Below are 13,009 nucleotides of genomic sequence, written 5' to 3' on the forward strand. Positions count from 1 at the left end.
CACCAGCAGACAAAGTACTAGTGTTTGCCTGGCATTTCGCTCTCTATCATGCTCAGAATCCTGGCACAGGCTTTGATGTTGTTCTTCTCGCTTATGGCGAATTCTCTCGCTCGCGCTGCGAACTCGCATCTTTTTTCTCTCGTGAGGCTGAGCACTTCCACTATCTTGCTCCTCAGCGATTCCAATGAATTGTCGCCAACATAGAAGAAATGATCATCAAAGTCGTCTGGAATGCCGTCCAGTTTGTAGGCAATAACCGGATTGCCCGACAAAAGATACTCCATGTTCTTAGACGGGAACGAGTACTTGGCAAATCCCTCTGTGTTCTGTCTCGGATTAACTAGAATAGTTGCGCTCTGCTGCAGTTTGACTGCTTCGGTATTGGACAGCTGGCCCAGAAACCGAATCCTATCATCTTTGCTCGCACAGCATCTCACGAAGTCCTCGCAGTCTCCTCTGCCGCATATTAGCAGGCGGGTATTTGGATCGTCAATGCCAGAGAATGCTCTCACCAGATTAGTAACCCCATACTCTTTCGCTAGAGTACCCGTGTACAGAATAGTCTTGATGCTCTCTGCCTTCGGCCTCGGGCTGATAGGCATACTATCTGAGGATATACTGACAACACCTTCAACGACAATGTAGGGGCGCTGCCCTACGTTCAGGACGTATTTCATATCCTCCGTCAGCAAAACAAATGAGTCCACATGCCTGAGATCGCGGTGGAACTCCCTCAGGTCGATTGCCTTCAGTATCTCACAGACAGCCGACTGCTTATTTCCCAGGCGCATCAGATGAGGAAGGTCTGTGACAATCAAGCATAGGTGGATCGATGGATCTTGTTCCTTCGCGTAGACTGCGGCCTGCAGGAACGGTGTGTGTGCTGAGTATATTATAATAGCCTTCCTGGCAGTATCTCTCAATATGAACTCTCTCGTCTCTTTCCTAACGGAATTCCTTCTGGATATGTTCCGATACCCCCACAGATTGCAGAATGGCACATACTTGCACCGAACCAGGCCATCATAGGTATCCTCACATTTCCCGACGAATAAGTCCCTGTAGTCGTTGGGATAAGCCCCAACATACGGAGCAGATACTGCTTCCAGGTGAACACCATCAGCTCTCGCAAAACCATCTATCAGATTCCATTGCAGTTTGTTTGCAGCGTAACCAACTGGTCCCCTGGATTTGGCCAGGATTCTCTCTTCCGTATGCGGATCAAAAAAACCGCCTATGAAGAGGATGTTCATGTCCAGCAACCCCAGTCCTTCTGTAGATTGACATGTCGGATGTTGGCGCGGGTAGAGTTCCCCTTCCAAAATCGATCCATTACCATATGACCACAAACCTCACAGGATCGTAGATCTTGTTGGTGACTCCATTCTGCTCAAGTCAAGAGCTCCCGCCGACAGACTGCTGTATCTGGCCGACTCACAATGCCCTGCACTGTTCCATTCTCAGGAAAAACATGATCAGCCCCCCAAAAGGGACGTGACACGCGGATACGACATAAGCATCGCCCTGTGACACAACGCCATCTGAGGGGCAAGGCTTGCCAGCATAAGCCCGACCACTTGCTAATCTCCAGCTTCAGATCTTCCGGTACATCCCGAGGGCCCCAGAACAGATACCGTCATACGCGCAGCAATGCTTGCCCTCTATGTCCCCGGGGTACAACTCCGACCTCAGCTGAGTAACTACAGCCCGGTAATCACTTCGCGGCAGGCTCTCGATACCTCAAAGATCTGGATATCCACTCGATCGTCCTGCGGAGTCCCTCCTCTAGTCCAACAGTTGCCCTGAACCCCAGGAGTCTCTGAGCGCCCGCCGTTGACGCCTGTGAGAATCGGACCTCCCCATCCCTTGCGGGAACATGGTCGATCAAGATCTCCCTGCCTAGTACAGAACATACCATCCGTGGAACATCGGCAATAGTAACCGAAAGCCCAGTGCCAATATCTACAGACTCGCCGTTCAGTCTCTCAGCCTGTATCGCCAACACACTTGCCTTTACTACATCGTCGACAAATACGAAATCCCTGGTTTGACTGCCATCGCCGGTAACAGCGACGGGCAATCCCGCCACACCATTCCTGATGAATGCTGGAATAGCTGGCACAACTTCTCCTGCAAACGGCTGCCTTGGCCCATATACATTGAAGTACCGCAAGCATATTGTCTCGAGTCCGTAGGCGGAACAGAAGACCTTCATGTACAGTTCACCGGCCAGCTTACTAGCCCCGTATGGCGTTCTGGGCTCCAAAGCGCCGTTAGTGTCACCCTGCAGGGTTGCCGATGGATTGCCGTACACGGCAGACGAACTCGCAAACACTACGCGAGATACTCCAGCATCGCGCGCAGCCACTAGTGTGTTCAGCGTGCCAGACACGTTCACATCATGGGTTTCCACCGGATTGTTGACGGAATGCGGAACCGAGGCGATCGCGGCGAGATGATACACCGCATCGATTCCTCTGAGAGTACGCGTGAGACCGTCGATGTCTCTGATGTCTGCTTCCAGCAGTTCTATGTCTCCTAACGCGTCCAACAGATTATCACGACTGCCAGTACTGAAATTATCAATGACTCTCACACAGTATCCTTCTCGAACCAGGGCTTCAACCAAGTGCGAGCCTATGAACCCGGCGCCTCCGGTAACAGCAACGTTCACCAGGAATCTCCCCTTCTTCTTGGGTATGTGAACACGTCTACGCAAATGGCGCTACCCAAACTTGATTGGTTCAGGATCAACCTCATGATACACCCAGAATCTCGCAGGCGAGTCGTAATCCCTGTACAGCTCTTCTCCTGCTGTCCTACGGGAATCGCTTGTACCTCGCCCCAGTCCTGTTCGGGCAAGCCAAACGCACGCTCAGCCTCTTCCGGGACAATAGCCTAGCACACCTGCCCTAGGCAACTCACGATAGGTTCCTTTGCCTCGGCCTGCCATGCATTTGGGTAAGTTGACTATTCGGGCAAGTGCCTGCGCGGGTGTCCCTATCTTGCCAGTGGATGGCACTGCCAGTCAATGAGACCGGCCATCTCGCTTTCGGCGCAGGAAGGAACATCACTTCCCCAGCAATTCCTTAGCTCTCATGATCGCATCTAGCGTGTCTTGCCCCAGGTTGCTGGCGATCCAGGCGGCCATTCGAGTCTTGATCCTCTGTCCAGCAGTTATCCATGAACCAGCAAAGTGGTGAACCGCATAAGTGTTGTCGGTTATCTGCCATTTTCCTTCTATTCTCGGAGGGCTAAACCACTCCCGCGGATATATGTGAACACCGTGCGTCAACACCTGGTAGTTTTCATCAGGCGTAAGGCCGTGCAATTCTCTCGAGAGGGCTGATATTGTGCAGACATTCGTGGTGATATCCATGGCCCCATTGGGCAAGATGAACGTACGCCTATCGTAGCAGTCCAGATGATCCTTAACCCAAAGGTTCCCTGGCTGAGCACCAATGACACCAGCGGGTATGTACCCGGGTTGCTCAAAACCCGAGAACGCTTCATGGCCTAAGAAGGGATGTAGCGATTTCAGCACCTCTACATCAGTGTCCATGTAGATCCCGCCATGGTGATACAGAACATGCAGTCTTGCGTAGTCGCTCACGAATGCCCACTTGCGTGCTTCGTGCGCCTGGCGACAATACTCGTTGGCTGATATGTCGAAGTTGTCCTCGTTCCACTCGACTATCTCGTACCCCGGCAGGTGTCTTTCCCAGCTGGCTATGCAATTCTGCACTAATTCTGGCTTCTTCCCCCCACCAAACCAACAACAATGAATGACCTTGGGAATCATGTGCTTTCACACCCGTTTCACCGAGTAATAGCTACATCCGACATACTCCATGATTCTGAACAGCAAACGCAGGCGGGTCCAGATAATGTAGGCTTCTAGTAATGGGCCAAGCTGCCTGCGCGCAGCCGCGGGTCGCACGACAAACCGACCTGCTATCGATGGCCGCATGCTAGCGCCAGGTAGCTCCACACCCTGGAACCCCGCACTTCATAAGCAAGCAAGAGGTCCGACTCATGGCCGACAACGCCCTGACGGCTCAGTCACCGTCAGCCGAAGTGATGCATATTGGGTTGCCAACGAACCATTCCGAGAACCATCCTCCGGTCTCCAGTTACCCAGTACACACGATCTAAGGAAATCCACAAGTATCTCTCGTGCTTGCTCTGGTCCCTCAGCCGCATCCAAAGCTGCCGCTATCTCACTCATGGCCACACTTGAGGTTTCCACATTCAACTCCGCATCCTTCGCCACGAATATCTTCCTGTGCTTGGTCGTGGTCGCCACTTCTTCGGTGGTCAGCATCTCCTCGAACAGTTTCTCTCCAGGGCGTACTCCGGTGTAGACAATCTCTATGTCCTTTCCGGGCTTCATGCCGGATAGACGAATGATCTCCTCTGCCAGCCGGGTTATCCTGATTGGCTCGCCCATGTCGAGACAAGTATCTCGCCGCCCTTGCCCATGGCGCCCGCCTGGATCACTAGCTGCACGGCCTCTGGTATGGTCATGAAGTACCTGGTCATGTCGAGGTGGGTCACGGCAACAGGCCCGCCTTCAGCTATCTGTTTTCGGAACATGGGCACCGCACTTCCCCGGCTGCCGAGCACATTATCGAACCTCACGGCCATGAACTTGGTCTGGCTCGCAGCCCCTATAGACTGCACCACCATCTCGGCAGCGCGCTTGCTCATACCCATCACGCTGACTGGGTTCACAGCCTTGTCGGGGGAGATCATCACGAACCGCTTCGCGCCGTGCGTGTGCGCCGCGCGGGCCACATTCTTGGTTCCGAACACGTTGTTCGTGAGCGCTTCCTCTGGGTTGGCGTCCATCAGCGGCACGTGCTTGTGCGCAGCGGCGTGGAATACCACGTCTGGATGGTGCAATCCGAATACTCTGTCTATCCTGTCAACATCGCGGATGTCCGCGATGACCGGGCACGTCTTGAGCTTGGGAAACTTGCGCCCGAGGTCGTGCTCTATCTCGAATATGCTGTTTTGCCCGTGTCCGAGAAGGACTAGCTGCCGAGGTTCGAACCTAGCCATCTGCCGACATATCTCCGAGCCTATGGAACCGCCTGCGCCTGTGACCAGTACAGTCTGGTCGGCTAGATATGCGCTGATCTGATCCAGGTCAAGGTGCACGGGTTCACGGCCGAGAAGATCCTCGATCTGGATGTCGCGGAGCTCCTTCACACTGACCTTGCCGTCTACAAGCTCATACATCCCGGGCAAGGTCTTGATCTTCACTTTAAGATCCCGGCACGCGTCCATAGCCTCGCGTATCACGGTCCCTGGCGCTGACGGCATCGCTACTATCGCTTCATTCACGTCATACCGCTCGATTACCTCGCCCAGCCGTCTCCTAGTGCCCAGCACCGGAAGGCTGTTTAGCACCCCTCCGCGCTTGGCGGATTCGTCGTCGATGAACCCCACGGCGGACCCGCCATTGCCATTGGATCCGCCATTCCCGCTGAACTGGCACTCCCTCGATATCTCTGCAAGCAACCTCACCCTGAACCGGCTCACTCCGACCAGGGCCACGGCCACAAGATACGATATGAGCAAGGCTCATCTGGCTAAGGCGACCGCAGGCCACGCAATCATGAGCGCTTAGTCGCAAACGTAGCCCATGGTGACGCCGGCGGTCACTGCCATCGGATCCCGCACACTCGAGTGCCTCCATAGCCGCTGATACATCCCGAATATCGACATCACGAAAATCCTGACGGGCACCGTGGCTCACCATGCCCGTATGCACGATTCAGCCAGATCAGGAGAAACGGCAGAGTCGAACCTCACCAAGAGGCCGATGATGTCGGCCGCCATGAGGATCGCCGCCTCGGCCAGCAGATACCCGTATTGAGATATCCGCCAGGTCTTCGGAATCACCATGCCACTTCCTTCCCTGAGTGCGCCACAAACAGCAAACCCTATCAGAAAGCCGGAGTGGTACCTACCCATGTCGTGAATGGAGCAACTCCAGCAAGCTAGATCCAGTTCTGGGTTCAGCCAGTCAGGGCTCGATCTAGCTACTCGCGAGGCTTTGACTTGTCGCGTTGGTTTGAACGTGCTCTATGGTACGCCGGATGCTCGGTCACGCTCTCAACTCCGGGACCCACGTTCCTCGGGATTGCTCCCAGTATGGGCAGTCCCAGCACGGCTTCCACTTCCTCGGCCGACTTCATTAAGGTGTCGGCGAATTCCATGATGAACGCCATTCCCACTCCGACGAACACGCTCAGAACCCCGGCAGTGGCAGCGTTCAAAAGCTTGCGGGGCTTCACCGGACTGGTCGGAACGGCTGCCGGGTCTATCCGCCATATGTCCGATGTCTGCATCTGCTCGGTGATGTGCATCCTGGGCCCGCGCCGACGCCATCTGCGTCTCGGCTTTGACGCCCTGCTTCAGCAGTTACTCCCGCATGGGGTTGGGGCTGGACACCGTGTGCCAACCACCTTAGCGACTGCCGAGTTGAGGCCAGCTTGACCTCGCGGTCCGCAACGGGCGCCAGATCCTTCTGATCTGCGCCTGCTCCTCGGCGGAAGGCTCGGGTAGCAGCGCAGCCTGCCATCTCCTCCGCCTGCGCCCCTACCCCACGCTGTCCTGCGCCGCCTGCATCCCCTGCTCCGCAAGCACCGCCTGCAGCACAACCCCCACGCCTTCCGGATCCAACCTACCAAGGTCATCCTGTAGTTCCTCTGCCCATGTGCGAATCCGCGCGGGCTCTGGCGGATCCTCCCTGGACACGAATATCTGGGTGTGCTTCGTGCTCATCGCGCGTTCAGCTGTGGTGAGTATCTCCTCGAACAGCCGCTCCCCTGGCCTAGTCCCAGTGTATTCGATCTTGATGTCCTCGCCCGGTTCGCACCCGGATAGGCGTATGATCTGCTCGGCCAGTTCCACGATCTTCACAGGCTCACCCATGTCGAGGATGAACACCTCTCCGCCCTGACCCATAGCGCCTGCCTGCATCACCAGCTGAACGGCCTCGGGTATGGTCATGAAGTAGCGGGTCATGTCGGGGTGAGTCACCGTGACGGGCCCGCCCTCTGCTATCTGCCTTCGGAAGATAGGAACAACGCTGCCGCGGCTTCCGAGGACGTTGCCGAACCTCACGGCCATGAACTTGGTCTTGCTCTCAGTGCCAATAGCTTGTACCACCATCTCGGCCGCGCGCTTGCTCATGCCCATCACGCTGACGGGGTTGACGGCCTTGTCGGTGGAGATCATCACGAACCTTCTGGCGCCGTGCTTGTCAGCAGCCGTGGCAACGTTTCTGGTGCCGAACACATTGTTGGTCAGCGCCTCTTTAGGGTTGGCCTCCATGAGCGGCACGTGTTTGTGCGCTGCAGCATGGAACACCACGCTCGGCTTGTACCGCTCAAACACCATGTCTATCCTGCTAGCGTCGCGGATATCCGCGATCACCGGGAACGTCTTGAGCCTGGGGAACTTGCGCTTCAGGTCCTGCTCTATCTCAAATATGCTGTTTTCGCCGTGCCCGAGGAGCACTATGTACTGAGGCTCGAACCTCGCCGCCTGCCGGCATATCTCCGAGCCTATAGACCCCCCGGCCCCTGTCACTAGCACCTTCTGCCCTCGGAGATAAGCCCCGATCTCGTTCAAGTTCAGCTGTACAGGCTCCCGACCCAGCAGGTCCTCGATCTGGATATCCCGCAGTTGCTTGACGCTGACCTTGCCGTCTACAAGCTCGTACACCCCGGGCAGGGTCTTGATCCTCACCTTGAGATCCCTGCATGCATCCATGATCTCGCGGATCACGGTCCCGGGGGCAGACGGCATCGCCACAATGACTTCGTTCACGCGACGCTGCTCGATGATTCTAGCCATCTGATCCCGCGTCCCCAGCACCGGCAGGCTGTTGAGCACCCCTCCGCACTTGTCGGGGTCGTCGTCTATGAACCCCACAGCAGTCAGTCCCATCTCTGGATGGGCGAGCAGTTCCTTGGCCACCATCGACCCGGCAGATCCGGCTCCCACGATTGCTACCCTGCGACCGTTCCCGTTGGATCCGTTGCTGCCATTGGATTGATGATTCCTTGAGATCTCCGCCATCAACCTGACCCTGAATCGGCTCAGCCCAATCAAGGCCATGGCGAAAAGATATGAAATCAGCAGCGCTCCCCGCGATGACAGAGCAGCGGGCCATACGGCGATGACGATGAGGTCAGCGACATAGGATGAGGTGACCCCTGCGGCTACGGCCATCATGTCACGTACGCTCGCGTACTTCCATAGCCGCTGGTACATCCCGAATACCGACATCGCCAGGATCCTCACGGGCAGAGTCGCGGGCCACGCCCGCATGCATGATTGCGCCATGCCCGGCGGCACAACGCCATCGAACCTCACCAGCAGCCCGATCATATCGGCCGCCATGAGGGCCGCCGAGTCAAGGAGCAGATACCTCACTTGCGATATCCGCCACGACCTGGGGATCACTGCGCCACTTCCTCCCATGCACTGGAACGCGAGATACGAGCGCATTTGGCCAATCAGAAGCAAAGGCCGGACTTATGTGCGCTTCATCGTTCTGCTATTCCTGCTCGACTGCGAAGGATGGGAAACAGCGACTTGCTCAACCCTGCAGCCTGGATGAACCGGTATGGCGCCTAGTACGGGAACTCCGAGCGCCGCCTCGACCTCTTCCGCTGATTTCATGGACGTGTCGGCCAACTCCAAAACGAAAGCCGCGCCAACTCCCACAAAAAGCCCGAGCACGCCCGCGATGGCGGTGTTGAGAACCTTTCTGGGTTTCGAGGGCTTTTCCGGGACTATGGCCGCGTCTATGAGCCTTATCTCCGGCGCCTGCATCTGCTCGCTGAGGCGAACTTCCTCATACTTCGTCCGGAGCATCACGTATACTCTCTGAGCCATTTCGAACTCCCGGATAACCCTGGCCAAATCGAGTTCACGCTCTGGCAGCTTTTCGAGCCTTGCCTCATCAATCGCGATGAGCTTGTCTAGAGCGTCTATCTTCGCCTGGGCCGCAGCCATCTGGCTTTCCGCCTCGATTACCTGCGCCAGCAAGGCCTGACGAATGGGGTTGGGCGTCTCCACCTGGGCGCCCACTACCCGCGCCACGGCCGAGCCCAGGGCTCCCTTAGCCTCAGCAATCTCAGCCGCAAGCCGCTGCACTTCCGGGTGAAGGTCAGTATACTTCTCCCCGGCCACCGCAAGCTTCATTTCGAGATCTGCGAGTCTCCCGCGGTATTGAGCCACCACCGGATCTTCGACAATAGTCTCCTGCGAAAGCACCGTCTCGCTCATCCCCTGAATCTGCTGTCGAATCTCCTTGAGCTGAGCCTGGCTCTGCCCCAGAGCCATCTGCTCTTCAGCCCTCAGCGTTTCCAGCGCAAGAAGCTTCTTTATCTGCTCCTCGGCCTCCGCGGTAAGCTCGACTATCCTCTTGCCCGCTTTCACAGCAAGCACGCGTTCCTCTGCCCGCCTAAGTTCTAGGTCGGACAATTCCACCTGCTCCATGAGGTACTCGGCTGCGGTCCTCGAAGCAGATCTGTTCATATCCATGTCGTACTCTATGAGCACGTCCACCAGGGCATTGGCTAGATCGCACGCCATTGTCTTGTCAGGCAACTGCACTTTCAGTTGCAGCACATCGGTCTTCATTACTGACTTGGTGTTGATCACTTTCTTCAGTTTCTCAATGCGCGGAACACCCACGCCCGGTTCGAGTCCAAGCTTACCCAGGGCCCGCATCAAGATCGTTCGGCTTTGAAGGAGCTGAACGTAGTTCTGAGCAGTGTTCGATATCCCAGGCATTCCGACCCCGATAAGGGGAATCTCGCTGAGCGAAAGGTCGAAGTCGGAACTCTTGCCCTTGATCATCAGGGTAGTCTCGGCCTCGTAGATCGGGGTGACCACGCAGCTCACAATGAACGCCACGATCATCGCGACCACGGTCAAGCCAACAATCAGCCAGCCGCGCTTCAGTATCGTCTGCCATAATTCCTGTAGACTGATCTCTTCCTCGCCCATGAGCGGCCCCCCGTTAGCGCGTTATAATCGCCTTGATCTGGTTCACAACTGAAAGGATCGAGATGATCATGTTCCAGTCTATCTTCTCAGAGAGCGGGACTATCACGATATCGCCCGACTTGAGCTCGGGATTGCTGCCCTTAGTCGGGTCGATGGCTATTCCTTTTGCGGTCGTGTCGCCCAGGGCTATCTGGACGGCCTGTTCGCCTGTGTACACCATGATCTTGTCCAGACGGGCGGCGGCCATCGGGCCTCCCGCCATCGCCAGGCTATCGATGAGTTTCATGCCGGTCTTGTAGTCGTACAGGCCTGGCCGCGCCACCCCGCCCATGACTACGATCCTCCGGAGGGCCTCGGGGACGAACACCACATCTCCGTCTTCCAAGGCCATGGCCTCGCTCTGCGGACTGTCTCCCGAGAGCAGCCCCTCCACGTCGGCTTCGACCACCCGGCTGGCGCTCTCGCCCCTTCGGGTGATGACTACCCGAGCGCCGTCGCCTGCCTGGGTTAGCCCGCCTGCGGCGGATATGGCGTCAAGGATTGTCGCGCCGCGGCGGAGTTCAAACTCACCCGTGCGGATGATGTGCCCCGCCACCTGCACCCTGATTCGCCCGGACGGAACGAAGAGTATGTCGCCCGCAGTAAGGGTCGGGTTACGCTTAATGTCGCCTTCGAATGCCAGGCGGTCGTCGGCCACCGACAGACGCAGGGCGTCCTCCACGCGCTCGCCGCGGTAGAGCCTCACCCGGTCCAGGTCAGCCTTGGCTGACGGCCCTCCGGCCATCGCCAGCGCCTCCATCAGGGTCATTCCCTCGGTGTAGACATACACTCCCGGTCGGGTTACCTCGCCCATAACCGCCACCTGCCGGCGCGTGTCTGATATAAACACCACGTCTCCGTCGGAGAGGGTGTGTCCGATGTCGCCCCCGCGCAAGGCCTGGTCAAGGTCTACTGTGGCCGACGGACCCGATTTGCCCGCAGGGATCACCAGCACCGACCGCCCATTCCCGTCGGGTGCAATCCCGCCCGCGGCAGCCACTGCGTCGATCACCCGAGCGCCAGCTGGGATCTCGTATGCCCCAGGCCTTCCGACCTTCCCGATCACGCTCACAGTGATCATTCGCGAACCCACGCTCACCACATCGCCCGGGTTGACCGCGGGGTTGTCGGTTACCTTGCCGGAGAACAACACTCCGCCGTGCCCGATGGGCTCAGCCGCGCCCGATGCGAGCGCGCCGTCTTTGTAGATCGTTACGCTCTCCAGCGACGCCCTGGCAGTAGTGCCCCCGGCGGCGGCTATCGCGTCCAGCAGCTTTGCCCCACGCGGAAGCTTGTAGGCCCCGGGCCGCGCCACTTCGCCCAGCACCAGAACCTGCCCTCGCGCCTCGGGCACGAACAGGGCATCCCCATCCTCAACGGTCGGCGGAGCTCCTGTAACTCGACCCGCGAGCAACCCTTCAATATCTATCTCCGCGACAGTCGCGCCCGATGGTCCTCTCCTGGTGAGCACAACCGCGGTCCCATCGCCGTCAGCTCTCAGGCCGCCCGCCGCCGCCACTGCGTCAAGAACACTCGCTCCTCGCAGCAGCTCGACCTGTCCGGGCCTGCCCACGAACCCCGCTGCCTGAACCCGGATCGCAGCGCTCGCCACGATAACCACGGAACCAGGCTGAATCACCGGGTTCGCCTTCACGTCTCCTTCATATAGGAGGGTTTCCCCTGCGATCGCCAGAGTAAGCGGATCTGCAGTGTTCTCCCCGCGGTACACCTTCACAATTGATAGATCAGCCTTTGCCGTCGGCCCGCCGGCCGCGGCTAGAAGGTCCATGAGTGTGACATCCCGTCCAACCGGGTACACCCCTGGCCTGGCCACCTCGCCCAGGATAGCCGCTTGCTCCCTGGCCTCCGGTATGTAGATCACATCGCCCTCTGCTAGGGCATAGTTGGATTCCGACTTCTGGTCGCGCAGCACGGCTTCGGCATCCACTGCCAAGCTACCGGGCTTCGCGTTTGCGACTGCCTTCCTAGTCAACACCGCCGCCCTGCCATCCGCGCCAGCCGCGAGCCCCCCTGCCGCCGCAATCGCGTCGACAACTTTCGCGCCTGCGGGAAGCTCGTATGCCCCTGGCCTCGCGACTCGTCCTATCACATTCACCGCCACCACGCGGCTGCCAACAACGATGATATCCCCAACACCCAGCACAGGATTGTCCTTGTTGGCGTCTCCTGTGAACAGTTCCTTGCCGGCGCCAATCGGGGAGCTCGCGCCCTTTGAGGCATCGCCCCCGGCGTACACCGTAACGTTCTCAAGCGATGCCTTCGCAGTGGGCCCGCCCGCAGCGGCTATGGCGTCCATCAGCCTTGCTCCACGCGGAAGCCTGTAAGCCCCAGGCCTCGCCACCTCGCCCATCACCAGGGCCTGCCCTCGCGCCTCGGGCACGAACAGGGCATCCCCATCCTCAACGGTTGGCGGAGCTCCTGTAACTCGACCCGCGAGCAACCCTTCTACATCTATCTCCGAGACAGTCGCGCCCGATGGTCCTCTCCTGGTGAGCACAACCGCGGTCCCATCGCCGTCAGCTCTCAGGCCGCCCGCCGCCGCCACTGCGTCAAGAACACTCGCTCCTCGCAGCAGCTCGACCTGCCCAGGCCTGCCGACGAACCCCGCTGCCTGAACCCGGATCGCGGCGCTCGCCACGATAACCACGGAACCAGGCTCGATCACTGGATTCGCCTTCACGTCCCCTTCATATAGGAGCGCTTCCCCTGCGACAGCCAGGGTCAGCGGATCAGCAGTGTTCGCCCCGCGGTACACCTTCACAACTGATAGATCAGCCTTTGCCGTCGGCCCGCCGGCCGCGGCTAGAAGGTCCATGAGTGTGACGTCCCGTCCAACCGGGTACACCCCTGGCCTGGCCACCTCGCCCAGGATAGCCGCTTGCTCCCTGGCCTCCGGTATGTAGATCACATC

General features: G+C 58.3%; 10 protein-coding genes. All 10 read right to left on the minus strand.

Annotation, left to right across the window (positions count from 1 at the left end):
* Positions 1–17: 17 nt before the first annotated feature.
* A complete protein-coding gene (locus VB144_09360) occupies positions 18–1,253 on the minus strand; it encodes a glycosyltransferase (GenBank protein ID MEA4883842.1) in 1,236 nt (411 codons plus the stop codon).
* Between the two features lie 461 nt (positions 1,254–1,714).
* The gene (locus tag VB144_09365) at positions 1,715–2,719 is read right to left on the minus strand and encodes an NAD-dependent epimerase/dehydratase family protein (protein ID MEA4883843.1); all 1,005 of its coding nucleotides are present in this window, start codon (positions 2,717–2,719) and stop codon (positions 1,715–1,717) included.
* Positions 2,720–3,070: 351 nt separating this feature from the next.
* Positions 3,071–3,802, minus strand: coding sequence for a glycosyltransferase (locus VB144_09370; protein ID MEA4883844.1), 732 nt, complete (start codon positions 3,800–3,802; stop codon positions 3,071–3,073).
* Positions 3,803–4,033: 231 nt separating this feature from the next.
* Positions 4,034–4,450 carry a polysaccharide biosynthesis protein gene (locus VB144_09375; protein ID MEA4883845.1) on the minus strand — a complete coding sequence of 139 codons (417 nt, stop codon included), beginning with the start codon at positions 4,448–4,450 and terminating at the stop codon, positions 4,034–4,036.
* Positions 4,429–5,586 (minus strand): polysaccharide biosynthesis protein, encoded by a 1,158-nt coding sequence (locus VB144_09380; protein ID MEA4883846.1) that lies wholly within the window; start codon positions 5,584–5,586, stop codon positions 4,429–4,431. Before VB144_09380 ends, VB144_09375 begins: the two co-directional genes overlap by 22 nt.
* Before the next feature lie 174 nt (positions 5,587–5,760).
* Entirely contained in the window at positions 5,761–5,913 is a 153-nt protein-coding gene (locus VB144_09385; protein MEA4883847.1) for a hypothetical protein, read from the minus strand.
* Positions 5,914–6,050: 137 nt separating this feature from the next.
* Positions 6,051–6,377: a GNVR domain-containing protein gene (locus VB144_09390; GenBank protein MEA4883848.1), complete on the minus strand. Its 327-nt coding sequence runs from the start codon at positions 6,375–6,377 to the stop codon at positions 6,051–6,053.
* Positions 6,378–6,609: 232 nt separating this feature from the next.
* Positions 6,610–8,484, minus strand: a complete 1,875-nt coding sequence (locus VB144_09395) for a nucleoside-diphosphate sugar epimerase/dehydratase (protein ID MEA4883849.1) — start codon at positions 8,482–8,484, stop codon at positions 6,610–6,612.
* Between the two features lie 72 nt (positions 8,485–8,556).
* On the minus strand, positions 8,557–10,038 hold the full coding sequence (locus VB144_09400; GenBank protein MEA4883850.1) for a GNVR domain-containing protein: 1,482 nt from the start codon (positions 10,036–10,038) through the stop codon (positions 8,557–8,559).
* A 13-nt stretch (positions 10,039–10,051) separates the two neighbouring features.
* On the minus strand, positions 10,052–13,009 hold a 2,958-nt coding region (locus tag VB144_09405; protein MEA4883851.1), incomplete at its 5' end, for an SLBB domain-containing protein.

It is taken from the genome of Clostridia bacterium (assembly GCA_034926675.1).
In the GTDB taxonomy this organism is placed as follows: Bacteria; Bacillota; DTU025; order DTU025; family DTU025; genus JAYFQW01.